The sequence below is a fragment of the Streptococcus sp. HF-1907 genome (assembly GCF_015594605.1).
Classification (GTDB): domain Bacteria; phylum Bacillota; class Bacilli; order Lactobacillales; family Streptococcaceae; genus Streptococcus.
In genome coordinates this window covers 54178-80624 of record NZ_JADNQT010000002.1, presented here as the reverse complement: position 1 = coordinate 80624, position 26447 = coordinate 54178, and the positions used below count along the sequence as shown (strand labels likewise).

Here is a 26447-nt window from a genome sequence, read left to right as displayed (position 1 = left end):
CTTAAAAAAAATATAGAAAAACTATCTTTGTTTCATCAATCAAATTATTTTTTGGAGAAATGGCAGAGCTGTGTTAAATAGTAGTCCATCATCATTTTTTTTGATAGAATAGTAAATCGGAGGTTCTCATGACAAAAGCAGACACAATTTTTAAAGATAATATTAACAAAATTATGACTGAAGGGGTGTTTAGTGAACAAGCACGCCCCAAATATAAGAATGGCCAAACAGCCAATTCAAAATACATTACAGGGTCATTTGCCGAATATGACCTTTCAAAAGGGGAATTTCCAATCACAACCTTGCGACCAATTCCTATCAAATCAGCCATCAAGGAAATCTTTTGGATTTACCAAGATCAAACTAATGACCTTAGTGTTTTGAATAATAAATATGGTGTCAAGTACTGGAATGACTGGGAAGTTGGTGACACGGGTACCATCGGTCAACGCTACGGTGCCATTGTCAAAAAACACGACATCATGACTAAAATTCTTAATCAGTTGGAAGCCAATCCCTGGAACCGTCGTAATGTCATTTCATTGTGGGATTATGAGGCTTTTGAAGAAAGTGAAGGCTTGCTTCCTTGTGCCTTTCAAACCATGTTTGACGTGCGTCGTGTAGATGGCGATATTTACCTTGACGCAACGCTGACGCAACGTTCAAATGATATGCTGGTTGCCCATCACATTAACGCTATGCAATATGTTGCCCTACAAATGATGATTGCCAAGCACTTCGGATGGAAGGTTGGAAAGTTCTTCTATTTTATCAATAATCTTCACATTTATGACAATCAATTTGAGCAGGCAGAGGAATTATTGAGACGCGAAGCTAGCGACTGCCAGCCACGTTTGGTTTTGAATGTCCCAGATGGCACTAACTTTTTTGACATTAAACCAGAAGATTTTGAGCTGGTTGATTACAATCCTGTTAAGCCACAATTATCCTTTGATTTAGCGATTTAGAGAGTATCTATCTTCAAATTCAGCACAATTTGACAAATTCTGATAAAATAAGAGAAGAAGATTGAGATAAGGACGGAAAACATGACGAAGCAATTGATTGCCATTTGGGCAGAAGATGAAAATCATCTTATCGGTGTTGACAATCATTTACCTTGGCGTCTGCCCAAGGAGTTGAAACATTTTAAAGAGATGACTATGGGGCAGGTTTTAGTCATGGGACGCAAGACCTTTGATGGCATGCAGAGGCGTATTTTGCCAGGACGTGAGACCATCATTTTGTCGCGCGATAGCAATTTTATCGCTGATGATGTCTTGGTTTTGAACAGTGTGGAGCAGGTCTTAGATTGGTACAATAAGCAAGACAAAACAGTCTTTATTGTTGGAGGAGCATCCATTTATCAGGCTTTCGCGGAGCATTATGATGCCATCATAAAAACGACTGTTCATGGTCAATTTGAAGGGGATACCCATTTCCCAGAGATGGATTTATCAGCCTTCAAGGAAGTTGAGCGTCTTGATTTTGATTCAGATGAGAAAAATGCTTACGCCTTTACAGTGCAACGATTTGAAAAATAGAGAAGAGGGGTTCTAACAGTGCAACGAAGCCTATTTGGAGTAATGACTGCTTTTCTGGCAGCCATTTGTGTCTTATGTGCTATTCCTGCCTTTCGTAAGAAGCGCTATGGACTTGGAACGGTATTTTTACTCAACGCTTTGACCAATTTGGTTAATACCATCCACGCCTTTTATGGCACTTTATTTTAGAATAGATTAGAAAAGAGAAAAATTAATGGCTGGAAATCGAACTAGCGATATCAAAGTTTATTGTTCATTTTGCGGAAAAAGTCAAGATGAAGTCAGAAAAATTATTGCAGGGAATGGGGTTTACATTTGTAATGAATGTGTGGCTCTTTCTCAAGAAATTATTCGGGAAGAGTTAGCAGAGGAAGTCCTTGCTGATTTAGCTGAAGTTCCAAAACCAAAAGAACTTCTAGATATTTTAAATCAATACGTGGTCGGACAAGACCGTGCCAAACGTGCCTTAGCAGTTGCCGTTTACAATCACTATAAACGTGTCAGCTTTACAGAAAGTTGCGACGAAGAAGACGTGGAATTGCAAAAATCAAACATTCTTATGATTGGGCCAACAGGTTCTGGGAAAACTTTCTTAGCACAAACCTTGGCAAAATCACTCAATGTTCCATTTGCGATTGCTGACGCAACATCATTGACAGAAGCTGGTTATGTGGGTGAAGATGTTGAAAATATCTTGCTCAAGCTCATTCAAGCAGCTGATTTTAACATTGAACGCGCTGAACGTGGCATTATTTACGTTGATGAAATTGATAAAATCGCTAAAAAAGGTGAGAATGTCTCAATCACACGTGATGTTTCTGGTGAGGGTGTTCAACAAGCCCTCCTCAAGATTATCGAAGGTACTGTTGCTAGCGTTCCGCCACAAGGTGGTCGTAAGCACCCCAACCAAGAAATGATTCAAATTGATACCAAAAATATCCTCTTCATCGTAGGTGGTGCCTTTGATGGTATCGAAGAAATCGTCAAACAACGTCTAGGGGAAAAAATTATTGGTTTTGGCCAAAGTAACCGCAAGATTGATGATGACGCTTCTTACATGCAAGAAATCATCTCTGAAGATATTCAAAAATTTGGGCTCATCCCTGAATTTATCGGTCGCTTACCAGTTGTCGCTGCGCTTGAGCGCTTGACTGCTGCAGACTTGGTTCGTATTTTAACAGAACCGCGTAACGCCCTTGTCAAACAGTATCAAACCCTCTTGTCCTATGACGGTGTTGAACTTGATTTTGACGAGGATGCCCTTGAAGCTATTGCCAATAAAGCTATCGAACGTAAAACAGGTGCGCGTGGTCTTCGTTCAATTATCGAAGAAACCATGTTAGATATCATGTTTGATGTTCCGAGTCAAGAAAATGTGACACGTGTCCGCATCACAAAAGAAGCGGTAGACGGCAAAGCTGCGCCAATTATGGAAACCGCTTAGGAGGGGATATGGCAGAAGAATTTTTAAATACGCATAACGCCTCAATCCTTTTGAGCGCTGCTAATAAATCTCACTATCCGAAAGATGACCTTCCAGAAGTTGCTTTAGCAGGACGCTCTAACGTGGGCAAATCAAGCTTTATCAATACGCTTTTGGGACGCAAAAATTTAGCCCGCACATCAAGTAAGCCTGGTAAGACCCAGTTGCTTAATTTCTATAATATTGATGACAAGCTTCGCTTTGTTGACGTTCCTGGTTATGGCTACGCTAAAGTTTCCAAAACAGAACGCGCCAAGTGGGGCAAGATGATTGAAGAATACTTGGTCACTCGCGATAATTTACGCATCGTTGTCAACCTAGTCGACTTCCGTCATGACCCAAGTGCCGATGATATTCAAATGTACGAATTTCTAAAATATTATGAAATTCCTGTGATTATCGTTGCCACTAAAGCCGATAAGGTTCCCCGCGGAAAATGGAATAAGCATGAGTCAGCTATCAAGAAAAAATTAAACTTTGATAAATCAGATAACTTTGTCATTTTTTCATCCGTTGACCGTACAGGCTTGGACGAATCTTGGGACACCATTTTAGAAAATCTATAATTTTTAAGACTTGAGCATTTGCTTAGGTCTTTTTACTTACGACAAGAGATTAGTCTAATACTATAACCAAAAATCGAGCAAGAAAAAGTAAAATAGATTTTATAAATTTCTAATTTAAGCCATTCTGCCACCGTATTTTCAGAAAACAAATGCAAACAACCACAGTAACAACAATTGTTATAGTTTTTGACTATGACTTACTTAGAGAATAACTATTATCCAGACTTGTATTTTTATGATATGATTAAACTAATTACTATTTTTGGAGGTCTTATGGAAAATCATCATTATGAAAATGAGGGGCAGTTCCAACGCAAAATGACAAGTAGACATCTGTTGATGTTGTCTTTAGGAGGCGTTATTGGAACAGGACTCTTCCTAAGCTCAGGCTATACCATTGCACAAGCTGGTCCTTTGGGGGCAGTTTTGTCTTACCTTATCGGGGCTATTGTCGTCTATTTGGTTATGTTGTCACTAGGGGAGTTGGCTGTTGCCATGCCAGTGACAGGCTCTTTTCATACTTATGCAACAAAATTCATTAGTCCAGGAACAGGATTTACGGTTGCTTGGCTCTACTGGATTTGTTGGACGGTAGCACTGGGGACAGAATTTCTCGGCGCAGCCATGCTCATGGGGCGCTGGTTTCCGGGTGTTCCAACCTGGGTCTTTGCCACACTCTTTGCCCTCCTTATCTTTGGACTTAATGCTCTGAGCGTTCGGTCTTTTGCTGAGGCCGAGTCATTCTTCTCCAGCATTAAAGTTATTGCTATTATCATCTTTATTATTTGGGGGCTTGGCGCTATGTTCGGGCTTATTTCATTTGAAGGTCAGCATAAGGCTATCCTCTTCAGCCATTTAACTGCTCATGGGGCCTTTCCAAATGGCTTCGCTGCGGTCGTTTCGGTCATGCTGGCTGTCAACTATGCCTTCTCAGGGACTGAGCTGATTGGTATCGCTGCTGGTGAGACCGATAATCCTAAAGAAGCAGTGCCAAGGGCTATTAAGACAACTATCGGTCGTTTGGTCATCTTCTTTGTATTGACCATTATCGTCCTAGCTTCGCTATTACCAATGAAAGAGGCAGGCGTCTCAACCGCGCCATTCGTTGATGTCTTTGATAAAATGGGAATCCCATTTGCAGCGGACGCCATGAACATTGTCATCCTAACAGCCATCCTATCCGCAGGAAACTCAGGGCTTTATGCATCAAGCCGTATGCTTTGGTCTCTTGCAAACGAAGGTATGCTTTCTAAAAAAGTTGTCAAAATCAACGAACACGGTGTGCCAATGCGGGCCCTCCTCTTGTCCATGGTCGGTGCGGTCCTAGCCCTGTTTTCAAGTATTTATGCAGCGGATACGGTTTACCTAGCCCTAGTTTCCATTGCTGGGTTTTCGGTAGTGGTCGTGTGGCTTTCCATTCCGCTGGCGCAAATTAATTTCCGAAAAGATTTTCTTAAGACGCACACGGTTGATGAACTGTCTTATAAAACACCGTTCACACCAGTTCTTCCATGGATTACCATCATTCTTCTCTTGATTTCAGTGATTGGTATCGCCTGGGATGCGTCACAACGTGCAGGGCTTTATTTCGGTATTCCATTCATCGCGCTCTGCTATATTTATCACTATTTACGCTACAAAAAATGGTAAGGAGACGCTATGTCAGCTTTTAAAGACTTACTTTCAACCAATGACATGATTATTCTAGACGGTGCTCTTGGGACAGAACTCGAAAAGCGTGGCTACGATGTTTCGGGAAAACTCTGGTCAGCCAAGTACCTGATTGAAAACCCTCAGGTCATTCAGGACCTCCACGAGACTTATCTCCGAGCGGGGGCTGATATTTTGACCACATCTTCCTACCAGGCAACGGTGCAAGGGCTTAAGGACTACGGTTTGACAGAAGCGAAGACCTTAGATTTGATTGCTTTGACGGTAACATTAGCTGCGCAAGCACGTGACAAGGTATGGGCGGACTTGAGTGAAGCAGAAAAAGCTCGCCGCCCCTATCCGCTCATCTCAGGAGATGTCGGTCCCTACGCAGCCTACCTAGCAGATGGCTCAGAGTACACCGGCGCCTACGAACTCAGCCAAGAAGCCTACAAAGATTTCCACCGTCCGCGAATTCAAGCTCTGCTGGATGCTGGCGCGGATATGCTAGGCATTGAAACCATCCCAAATGTCAATGAAGTGAAAGCCTTACTTGACTTACTGGCAGATGAATTTCCATCTGTTGAAGCCTATATTTCTTTCACTGCGCAAGACGACCAACATATTTCAGATGGGACACCAATCGAAGAAGTTGCGCAGCTCTGTGACAGCAGCCAACAAATTCTAGCACTTGGAATCAACTGCAGTGCTCCAGCCTTATTTGATGGGCTCATCGCTCGTATTAAGTCAGTGACTGAAAAAGCACTGGTGACCTATCCTAACTCAGGAGAGGTTTATGATGGCGCTACCCAAACTTGGAAATCAGCCCCAGATAATTCCCACACCCTACTTGAAAATGCCCTTCGTTGGCATAAAGAAGGGGCGCAAATTGTTGGAGGGTGCTGCCGTACCAGCCCAGACGATATCGCCTTTATCGCGCAAGCTATTCGTTAGAACAGACAAAAACGAGTCCAAATTGGGCTCGTTTTAAATATTAGTTTTCTGCAAATGATAGCGAATAACGATGCTGGTGTAGTGATAGAGAACAAGAGCCAGCACCAACGTCACGAGCCAGAGAGTTTTCTCGTGGAGGAAGCCTTCCAAAGTAGGAACGCTGATGGCACCGATGACGAAACTGCCAACAACAATGCTATAATTAACGGCTTGACGTTTGACTTTAGGGTCTTTACTCTGATCGATTAGGTATTGATACCAGGCAGACAACATTTTCCGATAATTGCCTGATGTCATCAAAATAGTGTAGGCGTGGGACTCAATCTGGCTACCTGTGAATGTCAGGGTAATCATCCCGGTGCTGAGTGCAAGGAGAGTCACCCAGAGGTAGCTAATCTTAGGAAGTAAGGGTACCAAAAAGCTGGTTAACAGTAGCGGTAAAATAGTGTAGGAGCGCCAGAATGCTGTAGTTGCTCGATTTTTAAACCAGATTGCTATTAAAAATCCAACAGAGAAAAAGAGAATGGAAAGAAGTCTCAGACTATTGGCTTCCGCGGTGCTAGTTTTCCAATCGGCTACAAGCAGCAGAATATTACCAGTCTGCGTTGCCACCAAAGATTCAAAATGAATGTGGCAATAGACATCAAGAGCTCCGCCCATAAACCCAAGTAAACAGGCACTAAAGCGGCTGTTTTGTGGCATGAAATTTAGTTGGGTCAAACTAGTTTCCTTCTTTCTTTTTAATGTTACTATTGTAACATTTTCTGATAAAAAGCGAGGCTGGAAATTAAATCCAGTCTCGCTTTTAATAGGAGGTATTAAGCAGGAATTAAGCTTGGCTGATAGTAATTTGTCCATCAACCATTTCAGCTTTCAAGTGTTTAGCATCTGTGTGGTCAAGATAGAAATCAGTGATACGGTCACGAATTTCTTGTTCGATGACACGGCGGAGTGGACGGACACCCATGGCTTCGTCGTAGCCAAGTTCAATTAATTCTTTCTTAACATCTTCTGAAACAACTAGGTCAATACCTTTCTTGGCAATGGTCTTGTTAACATCGGCCAACATGAGTTCAACGATTTCTTCCAAATCTTCTTTACCAAGATGTGAGAATTCGATGACACCGTTGAAACGGTTAAGAAATTCAGGACGGAAGTAAGGAGCGATACGGTCCATAATCTTCATGTCCTTGTCTGTGTCACCAGTCAAGGCTTCGTTACCAAAGCCAGCATTTGATGTCGCGATGATAACGGTGTTCTTGAAGTTAATGGTATTACCTTGACCATCCGTCAAGCGACCATCATCCAAAACTTGAAGAAGAAGGGTGATGACTTGTGGGTCGGCCTTTTCAATTTCATCCAAAAGGACTATTGAGTAAGGATTACGGCGAACACGTTCCGTAAGGGTATTACTATTGTCGTCGTAGCCGACATAACCAGCGGTTGCACCAATCAATTTAGACACGGCTGTTCGGTCGCTGTATTCTGACATGTCAAGACGGATAATAGCATCTTTTGACCCAAACATATCAAAGGCAAGTTGTTTAGCCAATTCTGTTTTACCAACACCAGTTGGACCAACGAAGAGGAAGCTACCAATCGGACGGTTACCATCGTCAAAACCAGCACGGTTACGGCGAATAGCGCGTGCCACAGCATCAACAGCTTCATTTTGACCAATGACTTTGCCTTTTAGTCGGCTACCAAGTTCTTTGAGACGTTCAATGTCGCTTGCGCCCATATTTGAAACAGGCACACCAGTCAAACGTTCAACAGATTCTGCCACATCATTGACAGTTGCGGTCACTTTTTGACCTTCGGTGTGATTGTCGATTTGATTTTGAAATTCTTCGATGCGTGTTTTAGCATTGAGAGCTGCTTCGAAATCTTCATCAGCGACAGCTTTTTCTTGTTTAGCTTTTTGCGCAGCAATTTCTTTTTCCAAAGTTTTGACGTCAGTCACTGGATGTTGAGCTGCCAAGTGAGCTGCTGTCATATCGATAAGGTCAATAGCCTTATCAGGAAGGCTACGTTGTGGAATGTATTGGATAGACAAATCAACGGCAGCTTTCAAGACATTGTCTGGAAGAACGACATTGTGGTGTTGTTCGTAAAGGTTGCGGATACCCATCAAGATATTGAAAGTATCTTGGGCAGAAGGAGCGTTAACTTTTACTTCGTTGAAACGACGAGCAAGTGCAGCATTTTTCAAAATAGTATTGCGATATTCATCTTGAGTTGTGGCACCGATGACAGTCAATTCACCACGTGAAAGGGCAGGTTTGAGAATATCTGCCAAGCCTTTAGAACCACTGTCACCACCAGTTGAACCAGCCCCCAAAATTTGGTGGATTTCATCGAAGAAGAGGATGATATTACCAGCTTCTTTGACTTCTTTAACCATATTTTGGATATTTTCTTCAAAGCTACCACGATATTGTGTACCAGCTTCAAGCCCAGAAATATCAATAGAAATGATTTCTTTGTTTTGGATTGCCGCTGGCACGTCCCCATTGACAATAGCTTGCGCTAAACCTTCGACAACGGCTGTTTTACCAACCCCAGCGTCCCCAACAAGAACGGGATTGTTCTTGGTACGACGAGATAGGATTTCGGCTGTTTCTTGAATTTCCTTATTACGTCCGATAACAGGGTCAAGTTCGTGATTGCGAGCTTGTTCCGTCAAATTAGTCCCCAACTTAGCCAAGATACCGTCAGCAGGAGATTGCGCAGTACTTGCTTGTTGGACATTCTCTTGTCCTGGAAGTTGACCAGTTTGACGATATTGAGCGAATTCCTCAGGAGTCACTTCACGACCGTTAATCAAATAACGTTTGTTTTCAGAATTGTAGCCTCCCATGTTTCCCATGAGTGAGTTGAAAATGTCGTTCATGTTTCCAAAAGGATCGCGTCCGTAAAAATTATTGTTTGCCATAAATAATGCACCTCGATTGTTAGATTAGTGATGAAAGTTGTGTTTCAGGTCTATACTTTACAATGAGTAGAGGGGTCGTATTTGAAACTATCAATCAACTTTCTGATACTATGATACAACATTGGTCAAAAAAGGTCAAGATAAAAACGTAAAAATCTTATATTTTTTTAATTTATAAAATCACCTATTTGAAGTGAAAAAATTTCTATGTTATAGTAGAAAAATGAAAGTAAAAAATTGGTATTTTTACCTAGGCGTAGGGGTGGCTTTGGTAGCAATACTTGCTATGCTTGCGCCCAGCTCTTCACAAAAGTTAAGCACAGCTTATGTTCATGAAAAGACAACTACCGTCTTTTTCCATGGCTATGGCAGTAGTAGCCATGCAGAGAAGCATATGGCGGCGGCAGCTGTCAAAGCTGGGGTGACAAAGACGGTGATTAAAGCGGATGTCTCTAAAAAAGGAAGGGTGACATTTTCTGGGAAAATCACATCAAATGATAGCAATCCAATCGTTTTAGTTAATTATCGTGATAACCGAAATGCAGACTATCACAGGGATGCAGATTATGCGCAGTCAGTTTTAAGAGGGCTGAAACAGAAGTTTCAAATCACTTCTGTCAACCTTGTCGGTCATTCAATGGGGAATATGTCCATTCTCTATTACCAGCTGGACCACAATCCTAATAATACTGAACCGACTATCAAGAAGCAGGTAAATATTGCGGGGCATTTTAATGGTATTATTGGCTTTGATGAATTGGCTGATGTTCATTTAGATAAGGATGGACGACCCAATCATGTGACAGAAGCCTATCAAGCTCTGACTCAATTGCGCGATAGCAAGCCTAAATCTTTGATAAAAGTATTGAATATCTACGGTGATACTGGAAAAGCCAGTGATGGTCGTGTGTCCAATCTATCTTCTCAGTAGCTTGGCTATCTTATGGCAAATCGCAGTGCTAGTTATCAGGAAATCAAAATTTCTGGAAAAGGAGGTCATCATAGCAAACTCCATGAGAATCAAGAGGTTGACGAGGCTCTAATCAATTTTTTGTGGAAAAAATCAAAAAAATAGTATTTTTCTGTTGACATGAATCAAATGATAGGTTATAATAGTTGAGGTTTTGAAATAAAACTGACCTAAGACAGCAGGGGAGCAGTGCTCATAACATTCCTGCCGAGGCACAAAACGTAATTTATTGAAATAACGTATTTGTACTTTCGTGTCTAGGTTTAGGTACGATTTTTTTGTGCCTAGCCCAAAAATAAAAACGGAGGTAAAAAAACTAATGAGTGAAGCAATTATTGCTAAAAAAGCTGAACAAGTAGAACTTGTTGCTGAAAAAATGAAAGCAGCTGCAAGTATCGTTGTTGTTGACTCACGTGGACTTACAGTTGACCAAGATACAGTACTTCGTCGTTCACTTCGTGAAAGTGGCGTTGAGTTCAAAGTTATCAAAAACTCAATCTTGTCACGTGCAGCTGAAAAAGCAGGTCTTGACGATTTGAAAGATCTTTTCGTAGGACCATCTGCAGTAGCATTCTCAAACGAAGATGTTATTGCACCAGCTAAAGTTATTAGCGAATTCGCTAAAACTGCTGAAGCGCTTGAAATCAAAGGTGGTGCAATCGAAGGTGCCATTTCTTCTAAAGAAGAAATCAACGCACTTGCAAGCTTGCCAAACCGCGAAGGTATGCTTTCTATGCTCCTTTCTGTACTTCAAGCACCTGTCCGCAACGTAGCATACGCTGTCAAGGCTGTGGCAGAAGCAAAAGACGAAGACGTGGCTTAATTCTAAGCTCTCTTCAACAAGTAGCCTAGTGTTACTATAAAAATCAATTAAATTAAAAACATATTTGGAGGAAATAACAATGGCATTGAACATTGAAAACATTATTGCTGAAATTAAAGAAGCTTCAATCCTTGAATTGAACGACCTTGTAAAAGCTATCGAAGAAGAATTTGGTGTAACTGCAGCTGCTCCTGTAGCTGTAGCTGCTGCTGGTGGTGAAGCTGCTGCTGCTAAAGATTCATTTGACGTTGAATTGACAGCTGCTGGTGACAAAAAAGTTGGCGTTATCAAAGTTGTTCGTGAAATCACAGGCGAAGGTCTTAAAGAAGCTAAAGCTATCGTTGACAACGCACCATCAGTTATCAAAGAAGGTGCTTCAGAAGCAGAAGCTAACGAAATCAAAGAAAAACTTGAAGCAGCTGGAGCTTCAGTTACTCTTAAATAATAGAGTACCGCAATTTGATTGCGGAAGCCTAGTCAATCAAGGTTTAATGATTGCTTAGAGCGATTAAAATTCGGTGGAATGATTTCATTCCCCACTAAAACCCCACCAAGATTAAACCTTGTGAACTGCACCCCATAAGTTAGACAAAGAATCTAACGAAAGGGGTGCTTTTCTTATGAAATTGAGTTATGAAGATAGGCTCATTGTCAACTATAGTGGGTGACTTATCACTAACATCTAGAGAGAATCAGATTGGTTCTCTCTATTTTGATGTTCAAAGCGATGAGAATTTTTGTTTTAAAGTTCTTGAAGTTTCGAAAACCGAAAGCTTGACGCTTAATGTCCTTGATGAGTTTGTTAGTAGTTTCTAGCTTAGCGTTAGAATAGGGGAGTTCCAGGGCATTTGCGATGTAGGATTTGTATTTCTTGAAGGTCTTAAAGACAGCGGTAAATATAGGATTGACAAAGGGAAGGTTGTCGTCAATCAGCGCCATAAAATGGTCGGTATTCTTCTCTTGAAAATGGAATAATAAGAGTTGATACAGCTCATAGTAATAGCGGAGCTCCTCCGAGAAGTCTAGGATTTTCTCAACAATCTCCTTAGGAGTCAAGGTTTGCCTAAAGGTTCGTGAATAAAAGCGTTTGTCAGAGAGTTTGCGACTGTCCTTTTGCAGGATTCTCCAGTGATTCTTCATGGCTCGATAAGGGAGAGACTTTTTATCAAAGGTCTTCATCATGGCAATTCGAGTGCTCATCATAGCCCCCTGCCAAGGTGTTGGACAATATGGAAGCGGTCGAGCACGATTTTAGCTTTGGGGAGTGAAACAGTCTGGGGAGAGACTGTTTCAGCCTGAGCCTAAAAATAGGAGAGCGAAGGGTCTTAGGATTGGAATATAAGACCCAGATATGTCCACGGTAACGGCTTTAACCGCCTCACGAACAGTTCTAGGATAGCGATAAAAGTAGTTTTTGATGGTGGTTTGTCGATTGTTTTCAAGGAGAGTGACAATCTTTCTGGTCTCAAAATCTTGAGCGATGAAGGCCAGTTGTCCCTTGTTCCGAAAAAATTCATCTACTGATAGAACCTCAGGAAGACGAGTAAAGTCTTCCTTGAAGGTGAAAGCTTCCAGCTGACGTTGGACAAGAGATACTGAAAGGTGGAGTCTCTTAGCGATGGCAGTATTAGTTAACTTTTCGGTATGGTATTGTGTGATTTTCTGGCGGACAGGCTTTGAGATTTGGCAATGCTTCTTGACTAAGCTGGTCTCAGAAACTGTCACACGGCGATAGCCCTTACATTGAAAGCGTCGCTTCTTGAGTTTGAGGACCGTTGGCATGCCTTGGACATCAAGGATTGGGATGGTAGAGGCTCGTTGAAAGTCGTACTTGCTCATCTGACTTTTGCAGTGAGGGCAGAGTGGAGGCTGATAGTCTAGGCTAGCCTCAATCAAGATATGAGTATCAGCCTTAAAAATAGTCTCAATTTTGATATTTTTGTCTTTTAATCCGATGAGTTCTGCGGTATTCTTAAGTTGTTCCATAAGGTCTTCCTAATGAGTTGTTTAGTCGCTTTTCATTATAAGTCTTATGGAGCTTTTTTGATATACTGAAAAAGCTCCATAATCTCTGTGGTAGATTTACCCACTACAGAAATTATAGAGCCTGATAAATGGGTAGCTGATAGATTATATGAAAAAGAATGGATCCTTGTTCCAACGCTTGAAGGAAAGTATACATATGCATATGGGACCTCAATTTCGACTCCTAAAGTCTCTGCAGCTTTAGGATTGATTATAGAAAAGTATAATTTGAAGGACCAGCCAGATGAAGCTATTCGAATTTTATATGATAATTGTTTTCTTAGTGATAATGGAAAAAATGGACAAATTAGGCTACTAAATATTACAAATTTTGTGCAATAATAGTATAAAATAGTAGTATGAGATTATAGAGGTATCTAGTATGTATAAGATTTTGGTAGTTGATGATGATTTTGAAATTTTAAAATTGATGCGAACAATTTTAGAAATGGAAAACTATAATGTGACGACTTATCAAGAAGTTAGACTTCCTATTAAAACAAGTGATTTTAAAGGATTTGATCTAATATTGCTTGATGTTATGATGCCTAATGTTGATGGTCTGCAAATCTGTAAACAGATTCGTGAATCAGTAATCTCTCCAATTATTTTTGTCAGCGCAAAAGATTCTGAAGATGATATTGTATCGGGATTGAATTTGGGTGGGGATGATTATATTACTAAGCCATTTAGTGTTAATCAACTAGTTGCTAAGGTCGCAGCGCATTTGAAACGAGAAGAACGTCATAGAAATGCAGAATCCAATGAATCTGTTATTCGAGAATTATTCCCTCTAACATTTTACCTTCAAGAGAAATTCGTGTGTGTTAATGGTGAAGCTATTTCTCTTACTAGAAGGGAATATGATATTCTAGAGCTATTATCTAGCAAGACAAATAAGGTTTATTCAAGAGAAGAAATCTACGAACGTATCTATGATGACGAAGCAGATGCATTATTTCGTTCAATTTCGGAATATATTTATCAAATTAGAGTCAAGTTTTTTCCCTATGGAATTAATCCCATTAAAACAATAAGGGGGATGGGATATAAGTGGAATGATGAAAAGGTATTCAATTAATAAGCGGATTTTAAGGACAGCTCTTGAAATAGTGATTGGTACAGTTGCAAATGTTATTATATTGCTTGTACTGAGCTACGTTCTTATTTTTACAGGTCAGCTGAATACATATGGAACAGACTATCATATTTCAATTAGTGATAGTAAATCTGCTAACAGTATTAAGAAACAAATGGATTACTCTGCCTTTGATTATGTATTGTTTAATAGCGATAATGGCGAATTGATCTCTGGAAAATATCAAAAACAGGATTTACAACATTATAAAGAAGTTTTTGATACTGGAAGTTCGGTTAGCGAGGGTTCTATATTGTTTACAGAATATGAAAACTCAGATTTTATCTTGGTTATTAGAAGACCAACAATGCCTGAATTTGTAAATCGAAATTTTCGACATATTTCCTATAATTCAGTTTCTTATTTATTTTTTATAGTGCTAGAATTACTACTCATCTCTATCTCCGTTATCAGGCTCTTAAGAGAATTTACAAAAAACTTTCGTTTAATTGAAAAAATATCTCTGAATATAGGAATACCAGGAACGGATATTGAACATAAAGAAACTGAAATACTAGAATTTAATAACATTTTATTGACTCTTTATCAAAAAGATGAAGAGTTGACAAAGTTATTAGAAATGGAGAAGAAAGGTAAAGAGGATTCGTCATTTCAAGTTGCTGCATTAGCACATGATATTAAAACCCCGTTAACTGTTTTAAAGGGGAATATCGAGTTGCTTGAGATGACTGATCTAGATGAAAAACAATTAGATTTTATATCCTCAATGAATCATGGTGTTGATATATTTGAAAAGTATTTTAATTTAATGGTTGCTTACTCAAGGTTGCTAATTGAAGATAGGAATTATCAGGAAGATATTGAATTATCAAAATTTCTTGATGAACTGTCATTAGAATGTCGAGAGATTATGTCTTCAAAAAAAATTAATTTTCAAATAGTTAATGAATCCCATACCAAAATGATTAAAGGAAATCGTCTCAACTTAGATAGAGCTTTGATAAATATCTTATCTAATGCGACTAGATTTTGTTCAGAAGAGGGCAAGGTGGTACTTACTATATCTGAAAGCTCTAACTTTATCAGTTTTGATATTTGGAATAATGGTTTACCATTTACAGAAGAAGCTCTTAAAGATGGAGGAAAACTTTTTTACACAGAGAATAAAGGAAGAAATGATAAGCATTACGGAATAGGACTTTCATTTGCTCAAAAGATAGCTATGAGACATCAAGGTCAATTAGTGCTCTCAAATCCACAAAATGGTGGCGCACAGGTCGCTTTATTAATTAAAAATTTTCAGTGGGCTAGGCAAAAAGCCTAATATAAGCAAAACCGCATGAAATCAACGTTTGTAAACGAAAGATTTCATGCGGTTTCTTGTTTCGAAAATTTGAAAAATCAATGAGATTTCGACTATTTGCCCAGTCCCTTTTTTCTGAACAAATTCTGAAATTCAATTGATATGATACTATCAAAGAAAAAGGAGGTAAGTTAATAGGAAAAAGTATAGCTTAAAAAAAGAGAAACAGCATTTTTCAATTAGAAAGTACTCGTTTGGTGCTGCATCAGTTTTGTTAGGTACTTTTATGCTTCTGGGTATACAGACTATACATGCGGATGAGCAAGTTAGTTTGGAATCTCCTAATGTGGAAAATACAGTTTCTGTAGAAAGTAAGCAGGAGAATATAGCTAGTATTGATAATGAAAGTCAAAATACATTACCAGAATCTCAACAGGATGTTCAAAAAGATAGTAGTACATCTAATTTGAATGATGAGCTAAATTCGGAAGTCAATGCTGAAGTCATAGAGAATAGTGAGCAAGTAGCTCCTGAAACTAAAATTACAGATTCTAATGAGAACACAACAAATTATGAAGAGACTAATTACAATTCAACTATTTCCACCACAAGTGATTCAAATGACGAAAGTTCAGTTTTCGAAAATTCAGACTCTAGTGTAGATAACAAATCAGAAAACTCTGCCTCTTCTTCTAAAAAAACAATTAAGACAGATGATGAGGATGAAGACTTAAAACAAGTTGAAGGATTCCTAAATAACCATAAAAGTGGAATATTGTCTACAGGGGCCACTTCTCGAGCTGGTCAGGCTATCGGTGATGATTATCCTTCTTCGTGGAAGAACCGTCCATCTGAATATGACACGTGGGGGTACAATAAGTCTACGTGTACTTCATTTGTTGCATACAGACTTCATAATGTAAATAAATTTGAAACACCACGTGGTCTAGGAGATGCTGGTAATTTGGGAAATAGTGCGAGATCAAGAGGTTACACAGTTAATAATACTCCAGCAGTAGGTTCTGTTGCATGGGAAGTTAATAATGGGTATGGACATGTAGCTTGGGTTGCTGCAGTAAATGGAAATAATATAACTGTAGAAGAATATAATTGGAACTGGGATTATTCTTATCATACTCGTAATATGTCTGCAAGCCATTATGCTGGATTTATTCATTTTAAAGATTTATCAGGTAACGGTTCAAATAGTTCAAACCCTACGCCAAATACAGGAGGTAGCGGTAATTTACCATCAAGTGGTCGATATACCTTTACATCCCGTTTAGGGATAAAAAGTGAGCCAAAGATTTCTAGTCCTGATATTGCATATTATGACTCTGGAGATTCAGTTTATTATGATAGAACACTTAACGCTGATGGTTATCAATGGATTTCATACAATTCATATTCGGGAGTTAGGAGATATATTGCTGTTAATAAGATAAATTCAACAGTTACTCCAGTAGTAAAGGGAAATATAGTAATTCAAAATAAAAATGATCAGGCAGGTACTTTTGACGTGGTAATTACTAATGTTTCAAGTAATAGCGGACTTAGGGAAGTTCAAGTTCCAATTTGGTCAGAACAAAATGGACAATATGATATTATTTGGTATAGAGCAACCAAGCAGAATAATGGGGATTATAAAACAACTGTAAATATTAGTAATCACAAGAACAATCGTGGTGATTATAATATCCACCTTTACTATGTCATTGACAGTGGCAAGTTAGTTGGTGTAGGTGGTACTAAGATAAATATACCAAGTGTAAATAATCAAAATCAGAAACCTAATGGAACGGTAAAAATTGAGAATAGAAATGATGGAAGTGGTTCTTTCGATGTCATTATCTCAAATATTGCTTGCCCTAAAGGCTTGAAAGAAGTAAAAGTACCAACATGGACCACCAAAGATGGACAAGATGATATTATTTGGTATACCGCACAGTTACAATCAAATGGTTCTTACAAAGTTACTGTTAAACCTAGTGAGCATAAAAATGAGGGCGGAGAATACAATGTACATGTGTACTTTTCACAAAACGACGGTAGCCTTGAAGGTATTGCAGCATTGAAGACAACTGTGAACTATGTAACACGTCCTTCAATTCCTGATAGTGGCAGTTACAGATTTTCTGGACATGCTAGTGTTAGAGCTGAAGCAAAAGTTTCTTCTCCAGAATTAGCATATTACGAATCAGGAAATACTGTTAATTATGATAGGGTATTATTATCTGATGGTCACTATTGGATCAGTTATATCGCTGCATCTGGAAATCGTCGATATATTAGCATTACTTAGAGGTGAATGATATGAAAAAAATTACGAAATGGTTTTTGTGTATGCTGCTTATTCTTATACTTGTTTTAGGGGGAGGAATATTCATAAAAAATAGAAGTGGTTCGAAAAGAACTTCCAATTCTTTAAAGACTACACTTACAACAAAAAGTTCAAGCAGTAGTAAATCAACTAGCTCATCGACATCTAAATCAAGTTCAGAAACAAAAAGTAGCTCAGAAAGCAATACGAACGCCGATGTAGAGAGTGACGTACAGTCCTCTTCGCCAACTGAAACCTCAGAGGAACCATCATCAACTCAATCTGCTCCTCAATCTAGTTCAACCCCTGCACCAACTAATCCATCAAATGATACACCAGTTGGTTCAAAAAATGGTGGTAGTGCAATAGTTACGACTGGTAAACTTGACTTAGATAAAACTGTTCCAGTATATGCTTCCTCTGATAAGAATATCGGAGTAGTGTACAGCTACCCTGAAGGTAGTGTCTACTTTGACAAGTATTTCAATGAAAACGGCGAGTGGTGGTATAGCTATGTTTCATATGATGGAACAAGATACTACATTGCCTATTCAGATGTTGGTCACTGATAATTGGTAGAGAGTAAAGCTTTAGCTATACTCTTTTTACTTAATGCACACTTCTAATAAAATTCTGAACAAATTCTGAAATTAGTTTGCTATATTGATGATGTAAGAGAGATGAAAGAAGGAATTAGATTTATGAAACAAAAATTTTTTGATCATGAAGAACAACGTTATTCAATTCGGAAATATGCCTTTGGCGCAGCTTCCGTTTTAATTGGTAGTGTTCTTTTCATGGCAGGGCCAGTAGCAAAAGCAGAGGATATCACGACATCATCAGATTCTTCTACAATTGCTACGCAAGTGGTAAATACTGATGAAACAAGTTCAACAACAGCAGAGGAAACTTCTCCTGTAGCTACAATGAACACAGCTCAATCAACCTCTGAGGCTGTAGTAGCAAGTACAACGGCTACAACAAGTGAATCAACTGTCGAGTCGACTACCAGTGAGGTGGTAACCTCTGAAACAGCAACAAGCGAGTTGTATACTGAAACTGTCACTTCTGAAATGGCAAGTGCTGATGTAACTAGCAATGTAGTATCACAATCTGTAACAATGACAGCTCAAACTGCTAGCTCAGAAGTAAGTTCAAATGAAACAACAACCACTTCTGAAGTAGCTGCTTATACTACAAGAGAAGTATCAGAAACTTCAGATGTTATTGTTGTGGATCCACAAATAGAGAAGGTTACTGGTGCGGTAACAACATCAACTAATGGAGCTAAAGATATCCCAAGTTCGGGAAGATATACTTACACTGAACGCACAGAGGTGAAGAATACTCCTTCAGTTTCAGCAAATGTTGCATTTTATGCTAATGCTGGTGATAGCGTAAATTACGATAAAGTATTGACTAATGATGGTCGCCAATGGATTTCATATACAAGTTACAGTGGCACTCGTCGTTATGCCAATGTTGGAGCAGTAAATACAAATGCTCCAGTCACTACTAAAAAAGTTGAAGCTAAGCAAACTGGTACCATTAATATTGAAAACAAGACAAGTAATGGTTTTGATGTTGTGGTCACTAATGTTTCAAGTACTACTCCAATTGCAGAAGTTAAGGTCCCTGTGTGGTCAACACAAGGTGATCAAGATGATATTACATGGAACACTGCTACTAAGCAGTCAGATGGATCTTACAAGACAAGTGTCAAAGTTAGTGATCATAAGTCAAATTATGGTGACTATAATATTCATCTGTATTATGCTTTAACAGATGGTAAATTTGTTGGTGTTGCAGCAACTAAAACAACAGTGGAAGCTCCTAAGACAGATGTTAGAACAGGAAACATCTCCGTCGAAAATAAGACTTCACAAGGTTTTGATGTTGTTATTAGCAATGTGTCAGCGGTTAGTGGTGTTCAAAAGGTAGTAGTCCCAATTTGGTCAACACAAGGTGGTCAAGATGATATCATTTGGTATGACGCTACTAATCAAAACAACGGCACTTACAAAGTAAATGTCAAAGTTAGCGACCATAAAAATAATTATGGTGAGTACAATATTCACCTTTACTATACGCAAAATGATGGTAAGTTCGAAGGTGTCGCAGCAACGACCACAACTCTTGAACAGCCTAAAGAGGCTCAAAAAGCAAGTATCAGCTACAATGGTTCTTATTACCATGTTCAAGGGAAGTATGATGATATTTTAATCGTTAATAAGAAATATCCACTTTCTTCCAACTACAACCCAGGTGAAAATTCAACAGCTAAGGAAGCCTTTGTTCGTATGCGCAATGATATGATTAACCAAGGTTACAATGTTGGCTATGCCTACAGTGGTTTTAGAAGCTATAATACTCAATCAGGATTGTATCAAAGTTATGTCAACCGTGATGGACAAGAAGCTGCTGACCGCTATTCTGCAAGACCTGGCTACAGTGAACACCAAACGGGCTTGTCTTATGACCTGACTGACAAATCAGGTAATCTTTTAGAAGATGCTGCAGCAAGCAACTGGTTGAAGAATAATGCTCATAATTATGGTTTTATTGTGCGTTACCAACCGGGCAAAGAAGCGTCAACTGGCTTTATGGAAGAAGCATGGCATGTTCGTTACATTGGTAAAGAAGCTAAAGAGATTCATGATTCTGGTTTATCACTAGAAGAATACTTTGGCATTCAAGGTGGTGGTTACAGTTCATCTTCTACTGGAATACCAACTACAACCATTCCTAGTATTCCTTCCCAAGGACGTTACACTTTTACGAAACGTTCATCAATAAAATCAGAACCTAAAAAATCTAGTGCTGAACTCGCCTATTATGATGCTGGTCAAAGCGTTAACTACGATAAAGTTTTAGATTCTGATGGGGCACGTTGGATTTCTTATGTAGCTTATAGTGGTGCAAGACGCTATATTGCAATTAGTTAATCATTTTAGACTAAATATAGCAATCAACTCTGATTATTTAAAAAACTATTTGAAGTAATATCAGAGTAGATTGTTTTTTGGTGATTAAGTAGAATTTAATTATTAATCATTAAAAAAATAAAGTTCATGTAGAAATCATGTTTTAGATGAGTAGTGAAAGGAAATAAACACAGGAAGGTGACAAAATACTATGAGAAAGAGATTACCTAAAACGATTATTATATTAGTGCTAGTTCAATTTATTTTGGTTATAGTCTATCTCTTTAATCATGAGTATAGTAATCTGAAAGAATCAGAAGTTAAAGTAGCGCAGCAGAGCAGACAGACAACAGCTCACTCACAGGAATTAAGGAATAGTTCTAAGACTTATCCTAACTTATCTAACTATGACCAATTAGAAATAAAAGTTTCTATTGCCAAACAGAAAATGAGCATCTTATCTGAAAATAAAGTGATTTTTTCAACAACCGTTTCGACTGGCGCATCAGAGAGTCCAACCCCAACTGGCAATTTCGTGATAGAATCAGAAAGAGGAGATTTCTTTTACAATGCGACTTCTGGTGAAGGAGCCTATTATTGGGTATCGTTTAAAGATCATGGCATTTATCTATTTCATAGCGTTCCTACTGATGAGAATGGTAATGAAATCCCCCAAGAAGCTGAAAAGCTTGGGCAAGCTTGCTCGCATGGTTGTGTTAGAATGTCTAGAGAAGATGCAAAGTGGTTTTATGAGAATATTCCTGAAGGGATTGCCGTGCAAATCTCCTAATTAATCATAATGTGTAATGAAATGAATTTAATAACTTGCACTATAACCATATATCTTAGTTTATAGTGTTTTTTCATTATTAGTTAGAGGAAGTTCTGGGATTAGAACACAACTTTTGATTTGAAGGTTTAAAAAGTGAAGAGATTGAAATAACAGATAAAAAAGTTTTGTTCGTAATAAAATTATACTGTCATATCATGACAATTTTCGAGATTTTTTCTCAAAGTGCTCTATACTTTTTCTTAGGAGAAAGCTATATGTACCAACGTATAAGGGATTTGAGAGAGGACCACGATTTCACTCAAAAATTTGTTGCAAATTTACTTTCCTTTTCTCATACCAATTATGCGAAAATTGAGAGGGGAGGTAGTTCTTACTGCTGAAATACTTATAAAACTCTCTGAATTCTATGACGTTAGTACGGATTATATATTAGGGATATCAGATTGTCCCCAAAGAATTAATCGAAAAATAAAATAGTCTCTCCTTGATTTGTTCATTGAAAATTGAATAGACCAAGGTGGGACCTTATTTGTTTGTGGAGCAATTTAGCTTGATTCGCCATGAGATGAGCGATAAAAAATCAGTTAAAAAATAGAGTGCTACTCTATCTGCCATGATGCAAATGATGATAATGATACTTCTGGACGTTCAGGCTGCCATCGATAAAGGACAGCGGGTGAGATTCCCATGAGTGATTTAACCGGTCATACCCACGGAGGTCTCCTATATTTTGTAAAGAGGAGATCGAGTATGAAGATAGTTACATATCGAAATTTGATGAAAATTGGTTTTCCTGAACATACAGCTAGAAATATTATCAGAGAAGCTAAAAAAATAGCAGTAAAAAAGTTTGAAGAAGCTCGAAAAGATGATCATAATGCGGTACAATTAAGTAAATCGCCCTTTGACAATAGAAGACTTGGTATTGCTCCGAAAGACATCGTAGAAGAATTAATCGGTATTTCGCTCTCTGAAGAAATTTTAGAAAGTGAGAAGTAGATATGGCTACAATAAATCAAAAAAGATACAAAGGGGTTTACTGTGATAAAAAGGGTAAGATCTTTTATCAAGTTGACCTCGGAGTGGATCCTGTCACAGGAAAAAGAGTTCAAAAGAAAGCTAGAAAGAATCAGTATGGTAAACCTTTTGAAACAATGAAAGAAGCATATGATGAATTGGTTCGAGTAAGGTATGAATTCAATAGTAAACTTAGTCTGGAAAATTATAATATTACTTTTGAAAATTATATGAACACCATTTATCTTAGAGCTTATAAACAGAAAGTTCAGGATCAACCACCAAAAAAGCATATAATAAATATACCGCTACTCTAGAGTGGACTTTGGCAGATACCCCAAATTAAGCCGTGAATACAAGTTCTAAGAACTTTATGAAGAAATCAAGCCTAAACTAGATTTTGCGTATTAAACGTTAAGCACTTAGAATTTCTAGGTGCTTTTCTTTGTGTCTAAAACTTATTAATGACGTTAAAAATCTAACAAGAATGACGATTTCATAAACATTTCACAAATGTTTAGTATATTGTTATTAAACGCTTACGGAGGAAGCTAGATGATAAAGAATTCATTATTGTATATTCAACGAAAAAAGAAAAAATCTGTTATCGCCTTATGTATCCAGACAGCTATCTTGCTTAGTCTTTATATCTGTCTAGCGATCAATCAGTTTAGTCATCAGGTAGAAAGTATTATTTATAGGGCGGCTAATTCGTCTTTCATTATAAGGAGCAAGTTTGATCAAGATCTGATTGACCTAAAGGTAGTGAAAGACATTAAACAGCTAGACAAGATTGAACGTTATAATCTTGAATACGAGACAACTGCTCATTTAAAAGATGCCGATGTTTTTGGTGGCAAACAAAAAGTGGAACTGTCCAATGTCGAGCCAGAATATAAAAACTTATTAAAGATTTATGGTGTTAGTTCATCTCATTTGAACAATGACTTTACTAGTGAAGTCTTTAAGATAGTCAAAGGCCGACACATCAAAAAAGATGATAACAATAAAATCATCATTCACGAGGCACTCGCCAAACAAAATCACTATAAGATAGGCGATACCATCTCCATCAAACAGTGCACAGTAGATAGTCAGCCTGCCAAAGATGGAAGTCCAAAGACAGGCACGGAAAATCAGTATGAAATCGTTGGAATTTTTTCTGGGAAAAAACAAGAGAGCTATACAGGATTCTCATCTGATTATAGTGAAAATATGGCTTTTATCGATTATAATTCCAGTCAAAAAATAGCTGGTATCGCCCCAAATGATGAAAAGATAAAACAAGCCACCTATTTTGTCAATAGCCCAGAAAATATGGCGAAGGTGATTTCAAAGGTGAAAAAGATGGGAATTGATTGGTCGACAATCGAGCTAGAAAAAAATACAAAAAACTTTGATAGCATATCTAGTACAGTGGGTTCCATTAAAGGAATCATACAAATCATCACCTATTCCATCATTGTAGGAGGTTGTGTTGTCCTTTCTCTCATCTTGATACTCTGGCTGAGAGAAAGAATATATGAAATCGGCATACTCTTGTCTATCGGCATAGGAAAGAAAGACATTATCGGACAATTTATCATGGAATTGGTCTTTCTATCTATCCCTAGTCTAGTGATTTCGACTATCGTAGGCTATATTGCAACAGGAAAAATAGTCAGCGAGATGATAGCTAACGGTAAACTCATCAGTATGCTAGACAAAGCAAGGATGACAAGTGGTAATGTGCTGGTGGTAGCACAAAGCTATGGTTTGATGATTTTTATCATCGTTTTATCGGTTTTAGTCACTTCAGGAATATTCTTACTGAAAAAACCAAAGGAAATTTTATCAAAAATAAGTTAAGGAGTTATTAAAATGAGTGTATTAAGTATGAAACATGTGAGCTATAGTTATAAAGATTCAAAAGAAAATATCTTAATTGATGTCAGTACGGATTTTGAATTAGGAAAATTTTATGCTATCGTAGGAAAATCTGGAGCAGGGAAGTCCACTTTCCTATCCTTGCTAGCAGGTCTTGATGTCCCAGTAAATGGCGAGATACAATTTGAAGGCGAAAACATTGCCACAAAGGGGTACAGTCATCATAGAAGTAAACAAGTCTCCTTGGTATTTCAAAATTATAATTTGATTGATTATTTGACCCCCATGGAAAATGTTCGTTTGGTCAATAAAAAAGCAGGCAAAGACATCTTACTTGAATTAGGCTTAGACAAACAACAAATCAATCGCAATGTCATGAAACTATCAGGTGGTCAACAGCAACGGGTGGCTATCGCAAGAGCCTTGGTATCTGAAGCACCGGTCATATTAGCTGACGAGCCGACAGGAAACTTAGACGAACACACTGCCCTTGAAATTATTGAAATGCTTCATAAATTGGCAAAATCAAGAAATAAATGCGTCATCGTAGTGACTCACAGTAAGGAAGTGGCAAAAGCAGCAGATATTGTATTGGAGATAACAGATAAACGCTTACAGGAAGTTGCTGCTAAAGAAGTTTAGATAAGGAGAAAGGTATGTTTAGAAACGCATTATCATATATCACAAGAAAAAGACTCAAGAGCCTCGTTATTTTTGCTGTTATCTTAGTCATGGCAACACTTAGTTTGGTTAGCTTATCGATAAAAAATGCAACTACCGAGGCCTCAAAGGAAACCTTTAAAGATATTACCAATAGCTTTTCCATTCAAATCAATAGAAGAGTCAATCAAGGGACTGCCAGAGGTGCAGGAAATGTCAAAGGCCAAGATATCAAAAAAATTTCAAGTTCAAAAGAGATTGAAAGCTATATCAAACGGATTAATGCCGTTGGTGATTTGGTCGATCATGATATCATTGAAACAGAAGAAACCAAGAGAAATCAAAGTGTTGAAAGAGCAAAAACTTTTGGTAAGGCAGTCATGCTGACGGGGGTGAATGACTCTTCTAAAGAAGACAAATTTGTCTCCGGGTCCTTTAAGTTGGTAGAAGGAAGACATCTAAAAACAGGGGATAAGGACAAAGTTATCCTACATAAGGATTTGGCGGAAAAAAATAAACTCAAAATCGGAGATAAGATTAAACTAAAATCTAATCTTTACGATGCTGATAATGAAAAGCAAGCTAACGAAACAGTAGAAGTAGAAATAGTAGGATTATTTGAGGGTAAAAACAAGGCCAACGTTTCCTACTCACAAGAACTTTACGAAAATAATATCGTATCAGATCTTCATACAGCAGCTAAATTATATGGCAATACCGAAGATACTGCCACATATCAAGACGCTACTTTCTTTGTTAATGGAGACAAAGACATTGATAGTGTTATCGAAAAGATGAAAAAACTAGACATTGACTGGCAGTCTTACGATCTCATTAAGAGCTCAAACAATTATCCAGCCTTGCAACAATCTATCTCTGGTATTTACAAAGTAGCAAATACCTTGCTCATAGGTAGCTTAGTCTTTGCAGGTCTCGTTCTAAGTCTGCTATTGCTATTGTGGATCAATGCTAGAAAAAAAGAGATTGGTATTATGCTGGCACTTGGTATCACCAAAGTTCATATACTAGGTCAATTTATCATGGAAGTGCTCACCATTGGCGTTTTTGCCTTTATTGGATCTTACTTCTTGGCAAATCATACAGGTAAGACAATCGCAAATAGTATATTAAATAGTGTTACATCAGACATTGCTAAAAAGACTGCCTCAGAAGCTACTTCAGCCAATCTTGGTGGGGGAGCTGAAGTCGATGGCTTTAATAAATACCTAACCAGTCTCGATATTCATATCCGTTCAATAGACATGATTTATGTAATCATTGCTGGTATCATTATCATGTTGATAGCTCTACTGTTATCTTCTCAAAAAATGCTACGAAAACATCCAAAAGAATTATTGACAGATATTGAATAAAATTGGTTAAATCTAACACGCTAGCTTAAAAATAAACCAACAGCCATCTGTGTTTTTCAGAGAACTGAGTCTGACATAGATGGTTTTTTATCTGTGTATAGGATAAATTTGGAAAGATGAGCAAACTTGTGCTATAGTGTAA

General features: G+C 38.1%; 21 protein-coding genes, 5 pseudogenes and 1 other annotated feature. Of the genes and pseudogenes, 23 read left to right on the top strand and 3 right to left on the bottom strand.

The window, feature by feature from the left end; all coding sequences use genetic code 11:
- The first annotated feature begins 128 nt into the window (after positions 1 to 128).
- From IYQ92_RS02230 to mmuM, 7 genes are all read left to right on the top strand, one after another.
- Entirely contained in the window at positions 129 to 968 is an 840-nt protein-coding gene (locus IYQ92_RS02230) for a thymidylate synthase (protein ID WP_195675141.1), read from the top strand.
- An 81-nt stretch (positions 969 to 1049) separates the two neighbouring features.
- Complete coding sequence (locus tag IYQ92_RS02225) at positions 1050 to 1544, top strand: dihydrofolate reductase (RefSeq protein WP_195675140.1); 495 nt, start codon at positions 1050 to 1052, stop codon at positions 1542 to 1544.
- A 42-nt stretch (positions 1545 to 1586) separates the two neighbouring features.
- Positions 1587 to 1733: a hypothetical protein gene (locus IYQ92_RS02220; protein ID WP_195675237.1), complete on the top strand. Its 147-nt coding sequence runs from the start codon at positions 1587 to 1589 to the stop codon at positions 1731 to 1733.
- 25 nt (positions 1734 to 1758) lie between these two features.
- A complete protein-coding gene (gene clpX, locus IYQ92_RS02215; RefSeq protein ID WP_195675139.1) occupies positions 1759 to 2988 on the top strand; it encodes an ATP-dependent Clp protease ATP-binding subunit ClpX in 1230 nt (409 codons plus the stop codon).
- Between the two features lie 8 nt (positions 2989 to 2996).
- Positions 2997 to 3593 (top strand): ribosome biogenesis GTP-binding protein YihA/YsxC, encoded by a 597-nt coding sequence (gene yihA / locus IYQ92_RS02210; protein WP_195675138.1) that lies wholly within the window; start codon positions 2997 to 2999, stop codon positions 3591 to 3593.
- A gap of 273 nt (positions 3594 to 3866) precedes the next feature.
- Complete coding sequence (locus tag IYQ92_RS02205) at positions 3867 to 5243, top strand: amino acid permease (RefSeq protein ID WP_195675137.1); 1377 nt, start codon at positions 3867 to 3869, stop codon at positions 5241 to 5243.
- A 9-nt stretch (positions 5244 to 5252) separates the two neighbouring features.
- Positions 5253 to 6197, top strand: a complete 945-nt coding sequence (gene mmuM, locus IYQ92_RS02200; RefSeq protein WP_195675136.1) for a homocysteine S-methyltransferase — start codon at positions 5253 to 5255, stop codon at positions 6195 to 6197.
- Positions 6198 to 6230: 33 nt separating this feature from the next.
- Here mmuM and IYQ92_RS02195 read toward each other — a convergent pair whose 3' ends face one another.
- Together IYQ92_RS02195 and IYQ92_RS02190 are read right to left on the bottom strand one after the other, a co-directional pair.
- Positions 6231 to 6917 (bottom strand): YoaK family protein, encoded by a 687-nt coding sequence (locus IYQ92_RS02195; RefSeq protein ID WP_229311269.1) that lies wholly within the window; start codon positions 6915 to 6917, stop codon positions 6231 to 6233.
- Between the two features lie 109 nt (positions 6918 to 7026).
- Positions 7027 to 9132, bottom strand: a complete 2106-nt coding sequence (locus tag IYQ92_RS02190; protein ID WP_195675135.1) for an AAA family ATPase — start codon at positions 9130 to 9132, stop codon at positions 7027 to 7029.
- 223 nt (positions 9133 to 9355) lie between these two features.
- Between IYQ92_RS02190 and IYQ92_RS02185 the strand changes: the two are divergent.
- The 3 genes and pseudogenes from IYQ92_RS02185 to rplL all read left to right on the top strand — a co-directional run bounded on the left by IYQ92_RS02185 (position 9356) and on the right by rplL (position 11370).
- Positions 9356 to 10207, top strand: a pseudogene (locus IYQ92_RS02185) (alpha/beta hydrolase).
- A gap of 46 nt (positions 10208 to 10253) precedes the next feature.
- Positions 10254 to 10390 (top strand) — a sequence feature (ribosomal protein L10 leader region).
- 31 nt (positions 10391 to 10421) lie between these two features.
- Positions 10422 to 10925 carry a 50S ribosomal protein L10 gene (rplJ, locus tag IYQ92_RS02180; RefSeq protein WP_195675134.1) on the top strand — a complete coding sequence of 168 codons (504 nt, stop codon included), beginning with the start codon at positions 10422 to 10424 and terminating at the stop codon, positions 10923 to 10925.
- A gap of 79 nt (positions 10926 to 11004) precedes the next feature.
- The gene (gene rplL / locus IYQ92_RS02175) at positions 11005 to 11370 is read left to right on the top strand and encodes a 50S ribosomal protein L7/L12 (RefSeq protein WP_195675133.1); all 366 of its coding nucleotides are present in this window, start codon (positions 11005 to 11007) and stop codon (positions 11368 to 11370) included.
- A 230-nt stretch (positions 11371 to 11600) separates the two neighbouring features.
- Here rplL and IYQ92_RS02170 read toward each other — a convergent pair.
- A pseudogene (locus IYQ92_RS02170) lies at positions 11601 to 12911 on the bottom strand (transposase).
- Positions 12912 to 13034: 123 nt separating this feature from the next.
- Between IYQ92_RS02170 and IYQ92_RS02165 the strand changes: the two are divergent.
- The 13 genes and pseudogenes from IYQ92_RS02165 to IYQ92_RS02105 form a co-directional block, all read left to right on the top strand.
- A pseudogene (locus IYQ92_RS02165) lies at positions 13035 to 13292 on the top strand (S8 family serine peptidase); the annotation flags it as partial.
- Between the two features lie 40 nt (positions 13293 to 13332).
- Positions 13333 to 14031, top strand: coding sequence for a response regulator transcription factor (locus IYQ92_RS02160; RefSeq protein ID WP_195675132.1), 699 nt, complete (start codon positions 13333 to 13335; stop codon positions 14029 to 14031).
- Positions 14009 to 15373 (top strand): sensor histidine kinase, encoded by a 1365-nt coding sequence (locus IYQ92_RS02155; protein WP_195675131.1) that lies wholly within the window; start codon positions 14009 to 14011, stop codon positions 15371 to 15373. Before IYQ92_RS02160 ends, IYQ92_RS02155 begins: the two co-directional genes overlap by 23 nt.
- 217 nt (positions 15374 to 15590) lie before the next feature.
- On the top strand, positions 15591 to 17654 hold the full coding sequence (locus IYQ92_RS02150) for a GBS Bsp-like repeat-containing protein (RefSeq protein WP_195675232.1): 2064 nt from the start codon (positions 15591 to 15593) through the stop codon (positions 17652 to 17654).
- A gap of 11 nt (positions 17655 to 17665) precedes the next feature.
- The gene (locus IYQ92_RS02145) at positions 17666 to 18241 is read left to right on the top strand and encodes a hypothetical protein (RefSeq protein ID WP_195675130.1); all 576 of its coding nucleotides are present in this window, start codon (positions 17666 to 17668) and stop codon (positions 18239 to 18241) included.
- A gap of 132 nt (positions 18242 to 18373) precedes the next feature.
- A complete protein-coding gene (gene ldcB, locus IYQ92_RS02140) occupies positions 18374 to 20617 on the top strand; it encodes an LD-carboxypeptidase LdcB/DacB (protein ID WP_195675129.1) in 2244 nt (747 codons plus the stop codon).
- A gap of 190 nt (positions 20618 to 20807) precedes the next feature.
- Positions 20808 to 21386, top strand: a complete 579-nt coding sequence (locus IYQ92_RS02135; RefSeq protein ID WP_195675128.1) for a L,D-transpeptidase — start codon at positions 20808 to 20810, stop codon at positions 21384 to 21386.
- A 257-nt stretch (positions 21387 to 21643) separates the two neighbouring features.
- Positions 21644 to 21866: pseudogene (locus IYQ92_RS02130) on the top strand (helix-turn-helix domain-containing protein).
- Between the two features lie 273 nt (positions 21867 to 22139).
- Positions 22140 to 22388, top strand: a complete 249-nt coding sequence (locus IYQ92_RS02125; RefSeq protein ID WP_195675127.1) for a DUF3173 family protein — start codon at positions 22140 to 22142, stop codon at positions 22386 to 22388.
- Positions 22389 to 22390: 2 nt separating this feature from the next.
- Positions 22391 to 22678, top strand: a pseudogene (locus IYQ92_RS02120) (site-specific integrase); the annotation flags it as partial.
- 283 nt (positions 22679 to 22961) lie between these two features.
- Positions 22962 to 24254, top strand: a complete 1293-nt coding sequence (locus tag IYQ92_RS02115) for an ABC transporter permease (protein ID WP_195675126.1) — start codon at positions 22962 to 22964, stop codon at positions 24252 to 24254.
- Positions 24255 to 24266: 12 nt separating this feature from the next.
- A complete protein-coding gene (locus IYQ92_RS02110; RefSeq protein WP_195675125.1) occupies positions 24267 to 24914 on the top strand; it encodes an ABC transporter ATP-binding protein in 648 nt (215 codons plus the stop codon).
- 14 nt (positions 24915 to 24928) lie between these two features.
- Positions 24929 to 26305 carry an ABC transporter permease gene (locus IYQ92_RS02105; protein WP_195675124.1) on the top strand — a complete coding sequence of 459 codons (1377 nt, stop codon included), beginning with the start codon at positions 24929 to 24931 and terminating at the stop codon, positions 26303 to 26305.
- The last annotated feature ends 142 nt before the right edge of the window (positions 26306 to 26447 follow it).